Origin of the sequence: Streptomyces sp. NPDC058457 (assembly GCF_042720695.1) — a bacterium.
Lineage (GTDB): Bacteria > Actinomycetota > Actinomycetes > Streptomycetales > Streptomycetaceae > Streptomyces.
On the sequence record NZ_JBHXLU010000036.1, the window covers coordinates 79939 to 100378 of the forward strand.

General features: G+C 70.5%; 14 protein-coding genes. 4 read left to right on the forward strand and 10 right to left on the reverse strand.

All coding sequences use genetic code 11. The annotated features are described in order from the left end of the window. Positions 1–36: 36 nt before the first annotated feature. The 6 genes from ACFWPS_RS26730 to ACFWPS_RS26755 all read right to left on the reverse strand — a co-directional run bounded on the left by ACFWPS_RS26730 (position 37) and on the right by ACFWPS_RS26755 (position 9060). Complete coding sequence (locus ACFWPS_RS26730; protein ID WP_383708796.1) at positions 37–726, reverse strand: alpha/beta hydrolase; 690 nt, start codon at positions 724–726, stop codon at positions 37–39. A 5-nt stretch (positions 727–731) separates the two neighbouring features. Then, entirely contained in the window at positions 732–1808 is a 1077-nt protein-coding gene (locus ACFWPS_RS26735; RefSeq protein WP_383708798.1) for an ABC transporter permease, read from the reverse strand. Then, positions 1805–2737, reverse strand: coding sequence for an ABC transporter permease (locus tag ACFWPS_RS26740; RefSeq protein ID WP_383708799.1), 933 nt, complete (start codon positions 2735–2737; stop codon positions 1805–1807). Before ACFWPS_RS26740 ends, ACFWPS_RS26735 begins: the two co-directional genes overlap by 4 nt. Further along, the gene (locus ACFWPS_RS26745; protein WP_383708800.1) at positions 2730–4412 is read right to left on the reverse strand and encodes an ABC transporter substrate-binding protein; all 1683 of its coding nucleotides are present in this window, start codon (positions 4410–4412) and stop codon (positions 2730–2732) included. Before ACFWPS_RS26745 ends, ACFWPS_RS26740 begins: the two co-directional genes overlap by 8 nt. Before the next feature lie 523 nt (positions 4413–4935). After that, positions 4936–6576 (reverse strand): carboxylesterase/lipase family protein, encoded by a 1641-nt coding sequence (locus tag ACFWPS_RS26750; RefSeq protein WP_383708802.1) that lies wholly within the window; start codon positions 6574–6576, stop codon positions 4936–4938. A gap of 36 nt (positions 6577–6612) precedes the next feature. Continuing rightward, positions 6613–9060, reverse strand: coding sequence for a glycoside hydrolase family 3 C-terminal domain-containing protein (locus ACFWPS_RS26755; protein WP_383708804.1), 2448 nt, complete (start codon positions 9058–9060; stop codon positions 6613–6615). Positions 9061–9245: 185 nt separating this feature from the next. On the opposite strand from ACFWPS_RS26755, the gene ACFWPS_RS26760 reads away from it, so the two are divergent. Next, positions 9246–10397, forward strand: a complete 1152-nt coding sequence (locus ACFWPS_RS26760; RefSeq protein ID WP_383708805.1) for an ROK family protein — start codon at positions 9246–9248, stop codon at positions 10395–10397. Positions 10398–10663: 266 nt separating this feature from the next. Continuing rightward, positions 10664–11242 carry a hypothetical protein gene (locus ACFWPS_RS26765; RefSeq protein ID WP_383708807.1) on the forward strand — a complete coding sequence of 193 codons (579 nt, stop codon included), beginning with the start codon at positions 10664–10666 and terminating at the stop codon, positions 11240–11242. A gap of 385 nt (positions 11243–11627) precedes the next feature. Here the strand turns inward: ACFWPS_RS26765 and ACFWPS_RS26770 are convergent, their stop codons facing one another. Beyond that, complete coding sequence (locus tag ACFWPS_RS26770) at positions 11628–12245, reverse strand: NAD(P)-dependent oxidoreductase (RefSeq protein WP_383708809.1); 618 nt, start codon at positions 12243–12245, stop codon at positions 11628–11630. Between the two features lie 45 nt (positions 12246–12290). Then, entirely contained in the window at positions 12291–13127 is an 837-nt protein-coding gene (locus ACFWPS_RS26775) for an inositol monophosphatase family protein (RefSeq protein WP_383708811.1), read from the reverse strand. A 119-nt stretch (positions 13128–13246) separates the two neighbouring features. Here ACFWPS_RS26775 and ACFWPS_RS26780 point away from each other — a divergent pair, with 119 nt between their 5' ends. Both ACFWPS_RS26780 and ACFWPS_RS26785 read left to right on the forward strand, forming a co-directional pair. Continuing rightward, positions 13247–14179 carry a LysR family transcriptional regulator gene (locus ACFWPS_RS26780; RefSeq protein WP_383708812.1) on the forward strand — a complete coding sequence of 311 codons (933 nt, stop codon included), beginning with the start codon at positions 13247–13249 and terminating at the stop codon, positions 14177–14179. 1328 nt (positions 14180–15507) lie between these two features. Continuing rightward, entirely contained in the window at positions 15508–17250 is a 1743-nt protein-coding gene (locus tag ACFWPS_RS26785) for an NACHT domain-containing protein (RefSeq protein WP_383708823.1), read from the forward strand. Between the two features lie 47 nt (positions 17251–17297). On the opposite strand, the gene ACFWPS_RS26790 is transcribed toward ACFWPS_RS26785, so the two are convergent. Together ACFWPS_RS26790 and ACFWPS_RS26795 are read right to left on the reverse strand one after the other, a co-directional pair. Next, complete coding sequence (locus tag ACFWPS_RS26790) at positions 17298–19256, reverse strand: YncE family protein (protein ID WP_383708814.1); 1959 nt, start codon at positions 19254–19256, stop codon at positions 17298–17300. 280 nt (positions 19257–19536) lie between these two features. Then, positions 19537–19848, reverse strand: coding sequence for a hypothetical protein (locus tag ACFWPS_RS26795; RefSeq protein WP_383708816.1), 312 nt, complete (start codon positions 19846–19848; stop codon positions 19537–19539). Positions 19849–20440: the final 592 nt, after the last annotated feature.

Consider the following 20440-nt stretch of genomic DNA (forward strand, 5'->3'; position numbering starts at 1 on the left):
CCGGCGCTGTCGCGTCGTGCACGCCCTCCGGCGCGTTCATACGACACCGCCCACGGCCAGCGCCGCCCGGTGGATCAGCTCGGCGACCCGCTCGGGCCACACCAGGGTGGTGTAGTGGCTGCCCGGCACGTGCTCGACGGACGCCTTCATCCGCTCGGCCATGAAGTTCTGTATCTCGGGGCGCAGGGTGCGGTCGTCGTCGGCGACCAGGTACCAGCTGGGCAGCGACCGCCAGGCCGGGACCCCGGTCGCCTGGGTGAAGATCAGGTTCTCGGCCTTACGGCCCTCCGCCTCGACGACCGCCCGCTGCTCCTCCGACAGGTCCGGGCCGATCTCCGCCCAGAACTCCGCGCTCGGCTCGGACTTCCACTCGCCGTTCGGGCCGCGCCGCATGTACTTGGAGATCTCCGCGGGCTCGTAGCGCTCGACGATCCCGTTGACGGTCTCGCCCTCGTCCGGCCCGAACGCGGCGATGTACACCAGCCCCGCGACCCGCGGATCGCGTCCCACGTTCGTGATCACCGCGCCGCCGTAGGAGTGTCCGGCCAGCAGCACCGGGCCTTCGGTGCCCGCGAGCGCGGCCGTGGTCTCGGCGATGTCGTCGGCGAGCGAGGTCATCGGGTTGGTGACCGTGACCAGCCGGTGGCCGTGGGCGGCGAGCAGCGGCCGGACCGCCGACCAGGTGGTGGGCCGTCCGCCGGCACCGTGGACCAGCACGATGTCCATCGGGATCATCCTTTGCGTAGACGCGGGTCGAGGACCGTGTAGAGCAGGTCGACCGCGTGGTTGACGAGGGTGAACAGCAGGGCGATCGCGAGGGCCGCGCCCTGCACGACCGGGTAGTCGCGCTGCAGCACGCCCTGCACGAGCAGCCGTCCGACGCCCGGGTAGGAGAAGACGGTCTCGGTGACCACCGAACCGCCCAGCAGGGACCCGAACTGGAGCCCGAGGACGGTGACGATGGGCAGCCAGGCGTTGCGCAGCACGTGCCGGCGCACCACCGCGCCCTCGCCGAGGCCCTTCATCCGGGCGGTGCGCACGAAGTCGTCGCCGAGCACCTCCAGGACGGAGGCGCGCACGATCCGGGTGATGAACCCGGCCATCGACAGCGCGAGCGTCACCGCGGGCAGGATCAGGTGCTGGAACCACGGCCCCACCAGTTCGGGCCGGTCCTGGAGAATCGCGTCGAGCAGGACGAAGCCGGTGGTGGGCCGGTAGTCGAGGGTGCTGGGCAGCCGGCCGAGGACCGGCAGCCAGCGCAGCCACACGCCGAACACCACGATGGCGAGCACGCCGAGCGCGAACCAGGGCAGCGAGAAACTGACCGTCGCCACGGCCCGGGTCGAGGTGTCGATCCAGCTGCCCCGGCGCAGCGCCGCGACGACACCGGTGACGACGCCGAGCAACACCGCCACCGTCATGGCGGCCAGGGTGAGCTCCACGGTCGCGGGCAGCGCGTCGCCGAGCAGGCCGAGGACGCTGTTGGAGCCGTAGAACGAGGTACCGAGCCGCAGATGGACCAGGTCGTCGAGGAAGTGGCCGTACTGGGTGAGCAGTGGCTGGTCCAGGCCGAGGGCCTTGGTGACCCGTTCCTCGTTGGCGTCGAACTGTCCGGCGGAGGCGGTGTTGCCGCCCGCCGCGAGCGAGGTGGCCGGGGAGCCCGGCAGCAGCCGTATCGCCACGAACACCAGGGAGGCCAGCGCGAACAGCACGACGGGGATCACGGCCAGCCTGCGCAGGAACACCCAGGCCGCTCCCGTCGGCCGGGGCAGACGCACCCGGGTCAGCACCCCGGTGCCCGCGCTCATGCCGTCCCCCGTGGGTCGAGTGCGTCCCGCAGATCGTCGCCGGCGAAGTTGCAGGCCACGACGAACATCAGGGTGAGGGCCGCGGGCAGCACCACCAGCCGGGGAGCGGTGTACACGAACTCCTGCCCGGCCTGCACCATGTAGCCCCAGTCCGGCGTCGGCGGCTGGATGCCGAGGCCGAGGTAGGAGAGCCCGGCTGCGAACCCCGCCGCCACCGACAGCGTCATGACGACCTGGGCGAGCACCGGACCGCCGATGTTGGGGAGCACCTCGCGCAGCAGGATGCGGGGCGTCCCGGTGCCGCCGAGCCGGCAGGCCACGACGTAGTCCTTGGCGGCCTCGCGTGCGGTCAGGGTGCGGGCCAGCCGGGCCAGCCCCGGCGCCAGTGAGACACCGATGCCGAGGGTCAGACTGACCGTGCCCGGTCCGGCCGCCGCCACCAGCAGGATCACCAGCAGGATCGACGGGAAGGCCAGCGCCAGGTCCACGAGCCGCATCAGCGCCTGTTCGACCACACCGCCCGCGTAACCGGCGACCAGCCCGACCAGGGTGCCGACGCCGGCCGCGAGCGTGGTCGCCGCGAAGGACACCAGCAGCAGCGGGCGGGCCCCGTGCACCAGCCGGGCCAGTTCGTCCCGGCCCAGGTCGTCGGTGCCCAGGGGGTGCCCCGGCGCCCCGGGCGCCAGCAGCGCCGAGGAGGTCTGGCGCAGCGGGTCGGCCGTCACGAGCAGCGGCCCGAGCAGGGCGACCAGCACCGTGGCGGCCAGCAGCAGCCAGGCCAGCAGGGCGGGCCAGGAGCGGGCCACCCTGCGCCGGCGCAGCGCGCCCAGCAGCCGCCGTCCCGTCCCGTGCCGGACCGGGGAGGCCGCCGTACCCGGGGCCGCCGCCTCCACCGCCACGACCTCGACCGTGGCGCCGGCCTCAGACACTGGCCTTCTCCATGTAACAGCGGTGGTTGGCCAGCGCGTCGGTGTTCATGCCCTTCACGTCCGCACCGCTGACGACCAGGTTGCTGAAGCAGGCCAGCATCGACAGGACCATGTACTCCTCGGCCCACCGGCGCTGGATCTTCGTGTACGCGGCGGTGCGCTTCTTGGTGTCGGTGAGGTTCTTGGCCGTGTAGAGGTCGTCGGCCAGGGAGGCGGCACCCTTCAGGGTGTCCATCCCGGAGAGCTTGGAGCCGTAGATGCTGGTGGGGCTCGCCATCGCGCCGACCATGTCGTCGGGGTCCGGCACGTAGGTGTTGCGCTCCCAGATCATCAGGTCGTGGTAGGCGTCCTCGCCGTCCAGGAGCCGGCTGAAGTAGGTGGCCGGGTCCACCGAGGTGGTGGCCACCTTGAAGCCGACGTCGGTGAGGTTCTGGGCGATGATCTGGGCCGCCTTGGGGTGCCAGGAGTCGCTGGCGGCCATCAGCCGGATGGTGCGCCCCTTCGCGCCGGCCTCCTCGACCAGCCGCTTGGCCTGCGCGGTGTCCTGGGTGCTGAGGTCGGCGAGCGCGGTGTCGTAACCGCTCTGGGCCGGCGGGATGGCGTAGCCCCGGGGTTCGGCGCCGACGCCGTAGAACGCCTGCGCGAGGATGGCCTTGCGGTTGATGGCCAGGTTGATGGCCTTGCGCAACTTGAGCTCGGGGACCCGGCGGGCGTCGATCATCATGATGGCGTCGGCGTTGTGCGGGGTGTCGTACACCTTCACCGCGCTGTCCTTGCGCAACTGCGAGACGGCGGAGTACGGGGCGAACTGGGTCGCCGACACGTCGCCGCTGAGCAGCGAGCTGACGATGGTGGAGGGGTCCTGGACCTGGCGCAGCACCAGCCGGTCTATGGGGGGCTTGCCGAGCCGGAAGCCGTCGAAGGCCTTGAGCGTGATGGACTGCCCGGAGGTGGCGGTGGAGAAGGCGAACGGCCCGGTGCCCACGAGGTGCTTGCCGATGTCGGCGCCGTACTTGTCCAGTGCGGCCTTGGAGATGATCCGGCCGCCGATGTCGGACAGCTTGCCGAGCACGGTCCGGTCGGGCTTCTTGAGGACCATCTTCACGGTCATGTCGTCGGGCGCGGTGAGCGAGGCGACGTTGGCGCCCATGCTCGCCAGCGGGCGGGTCGCGCCCTTGGGCAGCGTCTTGTCCTCGGGGTCGAACTGGCGGCCGAGACTGGCGAGCACGTCGGCGGAGCTGAGCGTGGTCCCGTCGTGGAACTTCACCCCCTTGCGCAGGGTGAAGGTGTAGGTGAGCTTGTCGTCGGACACGGTCCACTTCTCCGCCAGGTCCGGTGTGGGCTCGTTGGTCTCGAAGGAGATGAACGTCAGACCGCGGCAGATGCAGTCGACGGCCATCCAGTCGCCCAGGGAGGTGTAGAAGGCCGGGTCGTTGACGGCGCTGGTGGCGTCGATGGCCAGCGTGAGTGTGCCGCCCTTGCCGCTGCCGCCCCCGTCCTGGGCCGCCGCGCCGCAAGCGGTGAGAAGGGCGGGCAGCCCGAACCCCACGCCCACGCCGAGCAGTCCGGCCCCCCGGAGCATCGTCCGGCGCGAGACGTCCCGCGACGCCATCGCCGACACCGATGACGGGGTGGCGGCGGCGGTCGAGGGCGATCCAGATGTTTGGTCCGGCATGGGGCCTCCTTGGGCACCGATCCTGAGAATGGATTAAATCTCCGCTGGATTGGATCCAAAAACATGCTCAGTGGCTCCCGATTCCCTCTCGTGTCCCTGGCGTTAAAGGCGTGTGAAGCGGAACCCCGAAGTACGGTCGGTCTCCCGGGGGTCGGTTCGAGCTGCCGGGCGAGGCGGTGGAGTTCGTCGCCCGGCAGGTAGAGGTGTCCGCGGAGAGCCGGGCGGGTGTGCCCGTGATCCCGGCCTCGTACCGCAACAACCTGTCAATCCCGGTTGGGCTACGGTCGATCACGATCGAGCTCGGCGGCCGACCGGGCGCCCGGCTGCGCCGACGTCTGCGGATGGCGTCGGGGTCGGGCCCGGCTGCTCGAACTGCTGCAAGCGCCGAGGGCGCAGGACTGCTCCCCGCAAGTGCTGGGAATGGAGGAGTTCGCCTTCCGCAAGCGCTGCGCCTACGGCACCATGCTGGTCGACGTCGGGGCCGGCCGCGTCCTTTGCCGGCCGTGTCGAACGCGCCCTGTCCTCAGGAACTGTGTGTGACAGTCATGGTGTCCCAGAACGAGCACTGGTGTTCCGCGGAGAACCGGGCGTCGTCGGTCAGGACACTCCTGCCCCCCGCCCGCAGCGACAGCGTCAACCCCTTGCCGCTGTGGTAGGCGGGCCAGGCGGCCTGCCGGGCGACGTGCGGCCGGCCGGTCTTCGCGAACGCGCCCCAGTACCGCGTCATCTCGCGGGCCAGCCGCCGTTCGTCGGCGTTGAACAGCGGGGCGATCGGCGTGCCGTTGTCGAAGCTGGGCCAGATGTAAGCGAGCTCCGCGGCGTGGCCGGCTCCCCAGACGTAACCGGGAATCTGCGTCAGGCCGGGCCCGGTCCGGTGGTCGAACTCGTACGAGTAGGTGGGGGTGTACCGCTCGAAGGTCCGCACGAGCGAGCGCTGCCCGCACCCGCCGATCCCGGCGATCATCCCCGAGTCGGTCATGATCGCGCCGACGAGGTACGCGGCGGTGTACGCGTCCGACGTCTCGGGCCAGGGATAGCGGGCGAGGACCTCGTCGGCACGGTCCCCGGCGACGCCCTGGACGAAGCCGACGTAGGCCTCCTTGCCCGCCCCTATGTAGCCCTGGGCGAAGGTACGGCCCTCGTCACGGTTGGCGCCGACGACCACGGGCACGCGGGCGAACCGCCCGCTGTCCACCGCCTCGCGTACGTTGACCGGGAACGTCGGCGTCCCGTCCACGAAGCTGGACGACAAGGTCGAGCTCGCATCGAGGAGCGAGCCCGCCGGAGCCGACCGCAGGCAGCCGAGGACGGTCGCCTGGTCGGTGCCGTCGCAGCCCGCCTGCCGGGCGAACGCCGTTCCGGCGGCTTCGGCCCGCGCCTGCGGCTCGCTGGGGCAGGAGCCGCTCTGGAGCACGGCGCGGGCGAACAGACCGCGCGAGCCGGGCGACACCAGATGTCCGCAGACCGACCAGCCGCCCGCGGACTCGCCGTCGATGGTGACCGCGGCGGGGTTCCCGCCGAAGGCCGCGATGTTGCGCTGCACCCAGCGCAGCGCGGCCTGCTGGTCCATGAAGCCGTAGTTGCCGGACTCGCCGCCCTCCTTGGTGAGGGCGGGGAGTCCGAGGAAGCCGAAGACGCCGAGCCGGTAGTTGAGCGAGACGCCGATGACGCCCGTCTCCCGTACGAGCTTCGACTCGTCGTTCTGTGCGCCGCTGCCGTTGGTCAGGCCACCGCCGTGGATGAACACGTGCACGGGAAGCCGGGCGCCGGCCTTCGCTCCCGCCGGCCGCCACACGTTGATGTCGAGACAGTCCTCGGTCTCGCTGCGCGGGCCGTTGCCGCTCGGCAGAACAGGGCACGGGTTGCCGAAGGCAGTCGCCTCCCGAACGCCGGACCAGCGCGCCGCGGGCCGCGGCGGCTTCCAGCGCAGGGAGCCGGTGGGAGCCGCCGCGTAGGGGATGCCGACGAACCGCTCGACGCCTTGGGAGACGGCACCGCGCACGGCGCCCTTGTCGGTGGGCACCACGGTCGCCGCTCTCGCGGACGCGGCCACGGACGTGGCCGTCGACGTCGTCGCGGACGCCGTCGCGGGCAGCAGCCCGACGGCGGTCATGGCCAGGATCAGCGCGCCGCCCAGGGCATTACGGATTCTGCTGGCAGTCATGGGGACCTCTCTGCAGGGATACGAGGGACCGGGCGGTCAGCGGGTGGCGCCGACGCTGCCGTGCAGGGGAAGCGTCCGCGACGAGGAGCCGACCCACACGTCCCGTTTCCCGGTGCCGAGCACCCAGGCGTGGGAGGACGTGTTCCAGTATTTCAGCTGCTGGGCGTCGACCCGGATGCGTACGGTCTTCGACTGCCCCGCGCGCAGCCACACCTTCTGGTAGCCGCCGAGCGAGCGCACCGCCTGCGGTGCGGTGGTCCCCGGGCTCGCTCCGACGTAGACCTGGGCGACCTCGGCACCGGCGCGGGTGCCGGTGTTCTTCAGGGTGAACGAGACGGTCAACGCACCGTGGCTCTGCCGTACCGCGAGGTCGCGGTAGGCGAAGGAGGTGTACGACAGCCCGTAGCCGAAGGGGAAAAGCGGGTCGGCCTTCTGCTTGTCGTACCAGCGGTAGCCCACGTAGACGCCCTCGGAGTAGTTCTCCTGGTCGTCCACTCCCGGGTACCTGAGGGGGTCTCCGGCCACCGGTGTGGCGGACTCGCTCGCTGGGAACGTCTGGGTGAGCTTGCCCGAGGGGTTCACGTCGCCGTAGAGCAGCGCGGCGGTGGCCTCGGCGCCGTTCTCCCCGGGGTAGTACATGTCGAGGACCGCCTTGACCTTGGACAGCCACGGCATGGTGATCGACGACCCGGTGTTGAGGACGACGATCGTGTTCGGGTTGGCGTCGGCGACGGCGGAGATGAGCCCGTCCTGGTCGGCCGGCAGGGAGAGGTTCTTCCGGTCGAAGCCCTCGGTGCCGTCGTCGTAGGCGAAGACGACGGGCGTCTTCACCTTGCGGGCCAGGGCCACCGCCTGCTCCCGCGCGGCCTGCGCCGCCTGCGGGGTGACCCAGTTCAGCCGGACCTTCGTCGGTCCGCCCTGGATCGCGAGGGCACCGGCCTCGAAGCTGTGCGCTCCCGCCGTGAGGTGCACCGCGGCGCTGCTGGAGCCCAGGAAACCGGTGATGACGCTGTTCCCGTCGATCTTCACCAGGCCGTACGCGGCGGGAAGGTCGAAGACGAAGGAGTAGTCGCCGTCGGTCGGCACGGTGAGGGTGCCGCTGTAGTAGAAGGAGGCGTCCGGTGTGACGGGGATCGTGCCGTCCGTGTCGACCGGCAGGGCGGGGCTGAGGGCCGATGCGGGGATGGGGTCACCGGTGTCGCCGCCGGCCGCGTAGCGCACCGTGGTGTGCCGGCCGGCTCGCGCGGTGATGGTGTCCAGCGGTGAGGCCGCGGAGTCCGGTACGACGTTGGAGCTGCCGCCGCCGGTGACCTTCGGTGTCCTCGCGGTCGGGCCGATGAGTCCGATGCTGGTGTCCTTGCCGGTCAGCGGAAGCGCTTCGCCGGTGTTCTTCAGCAGGACCGCGCCGGATTCGGCCACTTTCTGGGCGACTTTCGCGCCGCCTTTCGGGTCGCGTGCGGGCCGCGGGGTCGCCGCACCGTCGAGGAGGCCGAATTTCGTCATCTGCTGCAGAATGCGGGCGACCGAGTCATTCAGCTCCGAGACCGGAATGGTGCCGTCGGTAATCGCGGTCTTCAGTTCCCCGCCCAGGTAGACGCCGCTGGGCATCTCCTGGTCGAGGCCGTTCACGATGTCGGTCGTCGCGTGGGTCGCGCCCCAGTCGGACATGACCCAGCCCGTGAAGCCCCACTGCTCCTTGAGGATCGAGTCGAGCAGTTCGTCGCTGCCGCAGCCGTGGCTGCCGTTCACCGAGTTGTACGAGCACATCACCGCCCCGGCGCCGGCCTTGACGGCGGCCTCGAAGGCGGGCAGCTCGATCTGACGCAGGGTCTGCTCGTCGACGTTGACGTTCACCCCCATGCGGTTGTCTTCCTGGTTGTTCTCCGCGTAGTGCTTGACGGTGGCGATCAGGCCCTGGCTCTGGACGCCCTCGACCTCGCCCGCCACCATGCGGGAGCTGAGCAGCGGGTCCTCGCTGAAGGTCTCGAAGTTCCGCCCCGCGTACGGCACCCGGATGGTGTTCGTCATGGGGGCCAGCAGGACGTCCTGGCCGAGCGCACGGCCGTCGCGTCCGACGGTCCGGCCGAACTCCCGGGCCAGTCCGTCGTCGAAGGACGAGGCGAGCGCGACCGGCGCCGGCATCGCGGTGGCGTGCTCGTTGACCCGGACGCCCGCCGGGCCGTCGGTGAGCCGCAGTTCGGGGATGCCGAGGCGGGGCACTCCCGGGATGTACCCGGCCTGCCCGAGCGCCTTCGGATCGGTGCCGCCGTGGACGAAGGACAGCTTCTCATCCAGCGTCATCCGGGCGACGAGGGCGGCGACGCGCGGGGACACGTTGATCGTCACGCCCGTGCTGCCCGCGCCCGAGGCGCCGGGAGCCACAGCCGTGCCCCCGGCGATCAGTGCCGCGCTCACTCCCGCGATCAGCGCCGTACGGCGTAAACGGCCGCCGTGGCGTCGTACCGATCTCCGATCGAACTCCATGCGGACTCCTCACCACTGAAGTACTCGACGATTTATGTCTCCGCTGGACAGAATTCGAGTCAAAGCAGGTGGCTCTATAAAAGATCGAACGCTCATGGAGGTTAAATTCGCGCATTCGATGCGTCAACCCTCTGGAATTCCGTTCTTGCCCGACATAAATTGACGCCCTCACAGGGAGGTGACACGTGTCGGCACGTGACGAGGTCCTGGCCCATGTCCGGCGGCACGGGAGCGCGTCGCGCCCCGAACTGCAGACGGCACTGGGCCTGAGCCGTCCGGTCGTCGCGGCCGTCGTCCGCGACCTCCTCGCCGAGGAGTTGCTGACCGAGCACCAGGGGGAGACCAGGGGCGGCCGTGGGCGCCCCGGCCGCCGCCTTCGGCCGCGCTATCCGGCGGGCGCGGTCGTCGGAGCGGACGTCGGCCACCGGCATCTCACCGTCGCCGCGGCCACCCTCGACCTGACCGTCCGGGCCGAGCGGCGGGTGGCGATCGACGTGGACGCCCGGCCGACCGCGGCGCTGGACATCACGGCCGACATGATCCGCCAGACGGTCGAGGAGGTCCGGCTCACCGTCGACGGACCCGTGAGCGCGTGTGTCGTCGGCATACCGGGGCCGCTGGACATGAGCAAACGGGCGATCGCCTCGCCCACCATCCTGTCCAGCTGGTCCGGGCTCGATCTGGCGGCCGAACTGGGCTCCCGGACCGGACTGATGGTCTCCCTCGACAACGACGCGAACCTCGGAGCCCTCGCCGAACACCGGCACGGCTCCGCCGACCACCGCGGCAATCTGATCTACGTCAAGGCGTCCGACGGCATCGGGGCGGGCCTCATCGTCCACGGGATCCCGGTCAGCGGCAGCTTCGGGGCCGCGGGCGAGATCGGGCACACCCAGGTGATCCCGGACGGGGACTGGTGCCGGTGCGGCAACCGCGGCTGCCTGGAGACCATCGTCTCGGTCCGCCAGGTGCTCCAGCAGGTCCAGCACTTCTACCCGGGCGACACCGACCTGCGATCCCGGCTGCCGGAGATCGCCCACCACCCGGTGGCCCGGAAGATCTTCGCCGAATCCGGCCGTACGCTCGGCCGCGTCCTGGCGAACCTGTGCGCGCTGCTCGACCCCGCGGCCGTCGTCATCGGCGGCGAGATGAGCCAGGCGGGCGAGGCGTTCGTCGACGGTGTCCGCGACTCGATCGAACGGCTCGCCCAGCCGGGTTTCGACAACCGCGTCCTGGTCGCCGCCTCCGCCCTCGGCACCCGCGCCGAGCTGATCGGGAGCCTCACGCTCGCCCGGGACATCGCCCTGCGGGACGGAATCCGGCAAGCCGACGACTGATCGGAGGCGGACGGGCCGTACGCCACCGCCCCGCTGGCCGCTCTCCGGGACCGGCTGCGTACGCTGGATCGGCGCTCATGGTCGCTGTCGTCGAAGGCAGTGGCTCCGTCTGCGGACAGGACGGGAGCTCTCCGTACTGTCGAAGAGCGGTCGACGGGTTTCGCGGCGTGGTCTCACGCCCGCGCGTTGCCTGTCCGACGTGATCAGCAGTGCGGTCACCGACGGAGTCGGCCCGGGCCGGGAGCTGATACCAGGGACAGGCAAGGATGAGTGAACAGGGCAACCCCACCGCAACGACAGGCATGACGGCCGAGGCAGCACTCTCACCGGACAGTCCCACAGTGCGCCGCCGCCACCGCCGGGCGGTGGGGCAACTTGCCTTGTCCGCGTTCCTGCTCGTTCCCTGGACCGTCTACCTGGCCGTTTCGTTGCCCGATCGCTTCGAGGCCCGGTACTGGCCCATGGTGTGGGTGGGCTTCGACGTCATGCTGCTCGTGTCGCTGGCCGGCGCCGGGGTGGCGGTCTGGCTGAGACGGCAGGCCCTGGTGCCGATCTCCTTCGTGGCTGCCACGCTCCTGGTCTGCGATGCCTGGTTCGACGTCTCCCTGAGCTGGGGGCGAGGCGACGTGTGGGGGAGCATAGCCTCGGCCGTACTGGTGGAACTGCCGCTCGCCGTCCTGCTCATCATGCGTGCACGCCGGGTGCTGAAGATCTCGGCTCGGCTGGCCTGGCAGCGACTCGGACTGGCGGGCGAACCTCCACCGCTGTACAGGCTGCCGCTGTTTGTCGCCCTGGCGCCATCGAGCAGCCCCCAAGGGGGCCGGCAGGGAGCCAAGGACGCCTGACGGCCTGACCCACGTGGAGTCCGGCAGGTGCAGCACTCGCGGCGAGGCGGGCGATCCGCGGTGGTCCAGGACGACGGGCCTGGAGACACCGAGACCCGTGATCGCCCACATCTCCTGCTTCCGCCCTCCCGGAACCCGGTTCTCGCGGAGGGAGCTGCTGACCGGTCACGTGGCGCGTCCCGACACCCTCTGCGCTTTCCTCGTGCGGACGAGCACGTCGGGTCCGTTCACCGTGGACGCCCCGGCCGGCACCGGCAACTCACCCGTACCGGGCGGTGGGAAGGGCCACTTCGTTGTACGACACCACCGTTCGCCCTGTCCTTGGTCTGACGGCCCCACCGGCGGGCCGCGGTTTTCGGGCGGGCGCCTCGGCGCCGAGCGGGGGTCAGCTCCCCAGCGGGACGGCGATCCGCCCTGAGAAGCGTGGGGTCTGTGCCTCGTCGAGCATGGCGGCGGCGACCGACTCCCGGCTGATGCGCGCGGGGAAGAACCGCCTGGGGGTCTCGTCCAGTCCCACGGTGCGGCGGGTCGGGCTTTCCGGGCCGTTCGCGAAGGGCCCGGAGTGGAAGACGGTGCCCCCGGCTTCCAGCACGGCGCCGTCGGCGGTGACTTTGTCGGTCAGTTCCGCGCCCATCGCCTTGAGCAGGGTGCGGGTGGCGAATCCCGCGGCCTGGGCGGAGGGGCCGGTGCCGTAGGCGCCGAGCCAGATGATCCGGCCCGGGTGCGCCTCGATCACCGCGCGGGAACCGGCGGTGAGCGCGCCGGGTTTGTCCCCCTTGGCCACGCCCAGGCCCGAGAGCACGATCTCGCTGCCGTCCAGCGCTTGTGCGATGCCGGCCGGGTCGCGCACGTCGGCGGCCACACGGATCAGCCGCGGCGAATCGGGCACGTCGATGCGTGCCGGGGTGCGGGCGAGGGTGATGACGGTGTGTCCGCGTTCGAGGGCCTGGCGGGTCAGCGCGAGCCCGACGGCGCCGGAGGCGCCCAGAATGGTCACGTTCATGACAGATTCCCGGTTCTGGATGGTGTGCGGTGGCCGTGTGCCTGGTCAGGCGATCGCGGACAGGACCTGGACGGCCGGGGCGTGCAGTGCCGGAGCGGTGGCCAGGATGGTGTCGGCGCCAGGGGTCCACGGCGTGCCGTCGATCCGGGTGACCGTGCCGCCGGCCTCGGTGATCATCAGGGCGCCTGCCGCGACGCCGGGCAGGACGGGCTCGTACTGCCAGAAGACGTCGTTGTGTCCGGCACCCACCAGCAGCATCGGGAAGGTGGAGGGGACGCTGGCGCGTACCAGCAGGGCGCTGTCGAGCATCGCGGTGATCGACTGCCCGATGCGGCGGTAGGTACCGTCCTGGTCGGCTTCGGCCTGCCCGGTCACCACGATCGCGGCGTTCAGTTCGGTCTTCGCCGAGACCTTGAGCGGCGTGCCGTTGAGGTGGGCGCCGGCGCCGCGCAGTGCGGTGTAGGTCAGGTCGCCGACGGGCTGGCGCACCACGGCCAGCACCGTCTGCCCGTCGCGCACCAGCGCCACGGTCACCGCCCACTCGGGCAGCCCGTGCACGTGGTTGACGTTGCCCTCGACCTCGTCGACCACCCACCACTCGCCCGCCGGCAGTTCGGTGGTCTCGTACTCGTCGGTCAGCCAGCGGGCTTCGGGGCGCAGCGCGGTCAGGGCCGGGCGCAGGATGTCGAGCGAGACCTGCCCGTCGGCAGTGCCCGTCCGGAACATGTCGTGGCGGCCGGCAGGGCGGGCTGCGGTCGAGTACCTCGCCTCCAGGGCGCGGCCCGCCTCGGTGGCGATCTCGACCACGGCGTCGAGCAGCTTTCGGTACTGGGCCGGGGCGATCGGTGTCGCGGAGGCGTCAGCAGCGGGAGGAACGGTCATGATGCAGCCCTTTCACCTGGGGATTCGAGACCGGTCGGCCCCTCACGCCGTAAACGCTACGAGCGCGCCCATATGATTTCCAGTGCACTCTTGTAAGGCCATCAGTTACCGTGGTGCATGTGGATCTGAACCTGCTGGTCGCCCTCGACGCCTTGCTGGAGGAGAACAGCGTCGCTGCCGCCGCCGACCGCCTGCACCTGTCCCCGCCCGCCATGAGCCGCACCCTGGCTCGCATCCGCAAGGCCACCGGCGACGACATCCTCGTACGCACCGGACGCACCATGACCCCCACCCCTCACGCACTCGCACTGCGTGAGGAGACCCGGGACCTGGTCACCCGCGCCACCGCGGTCCTCACCCCCGTGACCGCACTCGACCTCGCCACACTCGAACGCAGCTTCACCCTGCGTTGCCACGACGCCCTCGTCTCGGCGCTCGCCCCGCTCCTGACCGCGGCCGTCGCCGAGGCCGCACCCAACGTCTCGATCAGACTCCTCGCCGAACCCTCGGCCGACGCCGCCGACCTCGCACGCGGACACACCGACCTGGAGGTCGCAGCCGCCGCTCCGCAACGCCCCGAGATCGCCGCCACCCGCATCGGCACCGACCGGATGGTGGCCGTGATGCGCGCGGACCACCCGCTGGCCACCGGCACACTCACCCCTCAGCGCTTCGCCGAGGCCGAGCACGTCACCGTCTCGCGCCGCGGGCGCCTGACCGGCCCCATCGACGACGCCCTCGCCGAACTCGGCCTCCGCCGACGCGTCCGCGCCGCCCTGCCCACCACCGCGGCGGCACTCGACCTCACCGCCCGCACCACCCTGCTCACCGCGGTCGCCGAACAGGTATGCCGACCGGCCTGCACCAGCCTGCGCCTGCGTGCCCGCACCCTGCCCCTCGACCTGCCCCCTGTCCCGGTCATCGTCGCTTGGCATCACCGCTACGACACAGACCCCGCCCACACCTGGCTCCGCACCGAACTCCAGACAGCGCTCCGCGCCATCCTCACCCGACCGACGCCGGACGTCGGCCCACCCCCGCTGCCCACTTGAGGCTTGCGGCCGCGAAAAACCGCACAACAGGCCAGGCACCACCGGAAAGCGTCAACCGGCACACAACCGTCCGGGCCCGACTGACCATGGATATCGGGCTGTGGGCCCTTTCCTGATCCCGGGAAGCGGTGCGAGCCACAAGCGGGCGAGGAGAAGGGCGGAGATGCCGCGTCGCCGCTGCGGGGGTGGTGTGGTAGGCAGCGGTTCAGGTTGTTGATCACGGCGCGTTTCTGTGCGGTCCGGTCGCGGGACCGCGGGCGGACGGACGCCCGGTCGGCACTCGGACCCGTCTCCGTGGACCCGTCTCCGTGGATCCGACGAGGTTCGGCAGCGCTCCGAAGGGGAGCGGGGCTGTGTCGATGTGCGCCTCCGTCGCAGGGCGCGGCCTGAGGACTTCGCCGCGCATCTCCGCGGGTGATCAGCCGGGTGAGCCGTCCGCCGCTGTAGCGGGGGGCGATCGCAAGGCCGTCCAGCTTCGGCCCGACGAGGAAGCGGGTTACAAGGTCACCGACACCGAACTGGACGACCTGCAACGGGAGATCACCCGGGACGTCACCCCAGCGACGTCGAGGGGGCCCTGCACTTCGGCTGCCTTGCAGCATATGCGGCGCGGGGAACTCCGCGACGCCGAGCACTGGATGGGCCAAGCGCCGAAGGTGAGCGGCCGGATCGACTTCTGCCGGCCTCCGGTCCCGGAGTTCCGCCCTCGTCCTCACGCCGCGGTGGTGCGGGAGGAGGTGGAGCGGCTGCAGGTCAAGGTGGTCGAGGTGGGCGAGGACATCAGGTACCACCTGCGCGATCAGCGTCTCGCGGAGCGCATCAGGGCGTTCAACACGAGGGCCGGCGTGCGCTGGCCAGGTCGCATCACCAGCAGACAGGAAGCGGTGCGTCAGATGTGTGGCCGCCGCCGTTGCTCGTTCAACTGCGCGCGTGCTGGGGATGGTTCGGGGGAGTGCTGGATAGGGGCGGCTGTGGAACCATATGGCATGGGCATACGGGGGATGCGCAAAGCAATTGGTATCGCCGTGGCCGTCGTCTGGATCTCTTTCATTACCGCGGTAGTGGTTGATCCTGAGTGGACGGAGCAACTGGGAGCAGTTTTGCTGGCCGCTCTCGGGCTTACCACGGCCGGCGTGACCAGTCTGCGCAGCCGCGTACGGGAGTCGACGGGTGGCGCATCGTCGGCGCGGGTTCTCGCCGACGCGGTCAAGAAGCAACTCGGTACTCGCCGCCGCAGGCTCCTGGGCGATTTCGGGATCGGCGCCACTCGCCCGGTGAATGTCGTCTTCCGGCGTGTCGAGGGCTCGGAACCGGCTTTCGCGTCAGGCATGGTGACTGCCGTCCGTGCCTACTACGAGTCGGTGCCCGATGGGCGGCTGGTGGTCACGGGCGGACCTGGCGCGGGCAAGAGCGTGCTCGCGGCCGAACTGGTCCTGGCGATTCTGGAGGGAGAAGCCTCGGATGGCCCCGTACCGGTCCGACTGTACCTGTCCCGCTGGGATGTGTCGGACGACCCGTCCGGCCCGGACGCCTTCGCGCGGTGGCTTCAGGAGCGCCTCGTCGACGAGTACGCGCTGGACCCTTCGGCCGCACGGGCGCTCGTCTCCGCCCACCGGATCCTCCCGGTCCTCGACGGCTTGGACCAGATGGACCCTGACGACGTCGAGGTCAGGGGCTCCAGAGCAGCGAGTGTGCTGCGTGCCCTTGACGTCTGGCTCGATGGCCGAAAGGGAGTGCCGTTTGTGCTCACCTGCCGGACGGACAGGTACGACCGCTTGCCCCAGGCAGGGCTGACCCCGTCGGGTGCCACCCGGATCGAACTCGACAAGGTGCGTCCGCACCAGGCGCTCGGGTACCTCCGCAGGACGGAAAGGAGGCACCCGCACCGATGGGACCCCCTGTTCCATGAACTCGCGACCAACCCCACAGGACTGCTCGCCACCGCCCTCGACAGCCCTTGGCGGCTGACGATGACGGCCGTTGTGTACGCCGACGACGGCGACCCCGGCGACCTCCTCCGGTTCTCTGACGCTCAGTCACTCAAAGTGCATCTGCTGGCGCACTACGTCCCGGCCGCGAGTCGCACCCACCCTGACGCGCCGGCGTCCAAGTATTCCCCCGACGCCGTACACGTCTGGCTGGCGTGGATCGCCGCACGGCTCGGCACGCAGAGCGAGTTCGCTCCCGTGCACATGTGGAAGTTCGCCCCCGAGAAACAGGTCCTGGGCATCGCGGCCGCCCTGACGGCCGCGCCCTGGCTGCTGCTGACGACCTTGTCGGTGTTCTGGGCCCAGAGCGACAGCCCTCTCAAAGTCCTGGCCATCCTCCTCAGCCTGACCGCGGCCTTACAGGTGATCCAGTACACCAGAAAGCCGGGCCTGCCTCCGGTACTGGTCGTCGTCCGGCTCCCCAGGGACGACAGCTGGCGCAAAGTGCGTGTTGCCGCGGCGTGGTGGCTGGTGCCTCTGGTTGTCCTGGTCCTGATGGCGTTCTTCTCCCTGAGAGATGCTCCGCTCCGCTCGTACATCGTCCGGGAGATTACGGACGGCTGGCGAGAGCCGGAACCCCCGGGCGCGGTCATTCCACGAGGGGCTGCTTTGTTCCTGCTGGCCTTGGTGATCGCAGGACCATTCATGGCCGTTGCCGTGATCGCCACGCTGATGTTCTTGCTGATGTTCGCCAGCGGACGCACCGTCCGGCTCGTTCCCTGTGCCGAGTCACCGCATGCGCTGCGAAACCCGAGTTTCCCGCTCGTCTACCAGAAGTGGCTGGTGCTCCTGCCGCCCGTCGTCAGCAGCATTCTCCTGGCCATTCCGCCCGGCAGCGGAACCCTGCGGCTGTTCCTGTTGCTGCCTTTCACCCACGCCCTCCTGCTCACCGTGGCCCCCGTGATGCCGCGTTATGCCGCTTTCCGTCTCTGTACTCGCGGCCGGCTCCCGCCGCGCCCTGCCGAGTTCCTGCACTGGGCCCGCGGTGCCGGTCTGCTGAGACTGGCGGGCAGCTCCTACCAGTTCCGGCACCGCGAGCTCCAAGACTGGCTCGCGGCGAATCCGACGCCGCCGACCACGTGAAGCAGCCGGCGGGGAGAGGGAATCCCGCTGGTCCGTGGCCGGCCTGGTCAGTTGCTGAAATAGAAGTAGTTCCAGGCGCCGTATGTGGTGGTGTTCACGTTGTCGCCCGAGGACGGGTCGATGTAGGAGGTGCGCACCCGGGCGCGGATGCCCGAGCTCCCGGGGTGTCCGAGGTTGACGACGGACTTGCCGTTGGTGCCGAGGGAGAAGTACTCCGAGTCCGTGGTGTACCACTTGCCGCCCGAGTAGACCTGGAGGTCCAGGCGCTCCTTGCGGCCCTTGTAGTAGGTCATCGTGGTGGTCAGGACGGCATCGGTGTTCTTGTGGAAGTAGCGGTAGCGGGTCGAGCCGATCGTGCCGGTGCGGTAGTACTTGGACAGTGAACTGGCGATCTTCACGTGCGCGTAGGCGGTGGACTTGACGGTGCGGCCGGCGTAGCGGGCGTCGCCCTTGAAGACGGCGGTCACAGCGGTGTCGCGGGACATGGTGACGGTGGCGGACAGGTTGCCGTGGGCGTCGGTCTTGCCGGTCTTGAGGAGCTTGTTCGGCTTGTCGCCGCCGTAGGGGTCGGCCCAGATCTCCACCGTGCGGTTGCTGTAGGTGGTGCCGAGGTGGGCGGTGAAGACGACGTTCTTGCCGTAGGCGTAGGTCTTCTTGTTGTTGGTGAGCGTCAGGGCGGGCGTGGCGCGGGGGACGGTGACGGTGTCCGAGGCGGATGCCGGGGTGTGCGCGGCGTCCCCGGCGTAGGCCACCGTGTAGCGCACCTTGCTGCCGGCGGGCGGCGCGTCGGTGAAGGAGAAGGTACCGTCCGCGCCCAGCGTCCTGGTGCCGAGCGACTTGCCCGAGGGGGACAGCAGGTCGGTGCGCACGACGTTCAGCGGCGTTCCGGCGGGCAGCTTCAGACCGGTCGTGAGCGTGCCCTTGACGGTGAGTGTCTTGCCGCGGGTGCCGGTGGCCGGAGCGTCGACAGTCAGGTGCGTGACGTACTTGCGGGGCTCGGCGACGGTCTGCAGCTGCCTGAAGTCCGTCGTCCCGGTCAGTACGAACAGCTCCGTGCCGTCCGCCGACCAGGCCGTCGAGTGCCCGCCCCACGGCATCCACGAGTCCGAGAGGTTGCGGATGCTGGCGGGCGCGTCGGCGCCGCCGGGGAAGACGTAGGTGTCGCCGGTGTTCTCGGTGTCGAGCGCGGTCGCCGCGACCGTGCCGTCCGGGGCGACGGAGACGGTCTCCGGCTCGTCCTTGACCGGGTACTCGTGCACCATCTGCAGGTCGGAGAGCCGGTATTCGGTGACCGCTCGGTTGCCCGGCCCGGCCACGACGATCGACTGCGCGTCCGGTGTGAGCGCGCCGTCCCGGTAGAAGCCGCCCTCGTTCGCGGCGACGCGGATGACCGGGGTTCCGGAGGAGACGTCGTAGACGATGATCGGCCCGCTGCTGATGCCGGGGTCCAGGGCGACCAGGGTGGTGGGGTTCGCCGGGTCGGCGAACAGCCTCGGCGTGCTGGCGAAGTCGTGGTCGCCGGCCAGGTCGAGGGTCACGGTGGCCGGGTCGGCGGTCAGGTCGACCCTGCCGAGCCCGGAGTCCCACTGGTCGCCGTAGCCGAACCAGATCCGGCCCTCGGTGAGGGCGATCCAGCGCGGTGCCGTCCCGGCGCCGGTCGGGTACTCGGCGGTCTGCGCGAGCGTCGTGGTGTCGAACGCGACGATCTTGTCCGCTCCGGTGACCGCGGCGTACAGGGTGGCGCCGTCCGGGCTCAGCTGGAGGTCGGACACCTGGGGCAGGCCGGTGAGCCTGTCGAGTACCTTGCCGTTGTAGCCGACGACGGAGATCGTGTTGTCGCCGCTGATGTAGAGGTGCTGGTGGGCGCCGTCGACGACGGTGTCGTTCACCGTGCCGACGCTGATCGGCACGCTGGTGTCGGCGGCCGCCGGGCCGGCCGCCGTCAGCACTGCGGAGCTGAAGAGGGCTGCCGTCGCGACGGCAGCCGGAAGTGTGCGGATACGCACGGTGATTCGAACCCCCCAAGGCGTGTGGCCGCTGTGCGCGGCCTGGACCGGCTCTGTAGCCGGTGAGCGAAGGTTAGGGCAGAGCTCTGACACCCCATCCGCCGCCCTCGGTTCTGCGCAGGCAGGCCCGCCAGGAGGCGGACGTGGACGAGGGCATCCTGGACCTGGAGGAGCCGTTCACCAGTCGGGACCACGGCCGACGAAAACCGGAAGTCCCTGCCGGCGTCCTCTCGCCAGCAGGGACTCGCGGCCGCGCGGACCGTCTACTTGCCGGAGGGCATCACATCAGGGCGGCGAGGGCGGCTGCGGCAACGGCCAAATCGATGAACACCGTGGCGTCGCCCAGGCCTGTCACCACAAGCACGAGACCGATCACGAACGCCGTGGCGGCGATGATTGTCAGGCCGTCCCGCACTACCGGGAGGCCGGCACGTACGCGGGCGCGGGCACGCTCAGCACGACGGACGCGACGGAGCCGACGCCGCTCCCGCTTCACCGTACGTGTCTGGTCGTTGAGGCAGTCCAGCCGCTGCTCGGCCTTGGCCAACAACTCGTCGCCGTCCTTGTGATTGTGGCCGCGCGGCTCAGGCATGCCTGACATGTGGGTCCTTCCATGGACGGCCGTACGCCATGCCGCCCGAAGGCTCGTAGGCCAGGTGGGCGGCGGCGCCGGTACCGTTCTTGCGCGTGCCGGATGTGAACGGGCCGGGCCCCTGAAGCGGGGTCCGGCCCGTTTGGCGTTCGCCTTATCTGCCGGATCCTCAGGCGCGCCGGGCGGTCCGGACCGACGCCGTTCAACGGCGGCAAGGGGCCGCCGAGTCCGGGCAGTTGCCGCATGGCCGCCCGTCCCCTCGAACACGTGGCAGTAGCTGCAGGCGAAGTTGGAGCAGCAGTGCCTCGTGCGTCCACCCCGTCGGCCCAGGGGGTGACCGCGTTCGCGGAGGCAGCGGCTGTCGAGGGGAGGGGCGCAGTCAGCCCCTGAGCTGGTCACCGTCTGGCACCAGCCAGCCGTCCAGCCGAAGGTGGCGCACCGGCGCACGTCATCCGTGCCCCGCCGTCGTCTCCCGGCCATCGACGGCCAGGCCCCGCCCATCGGGTTCCTGCGGCCGATGCCGCCGTTCTGCCGGCTGCGTTCCACGAACGCCCGGATCATCTCGTCGTGCCGGCCCGCCTGGTCCCGGAAG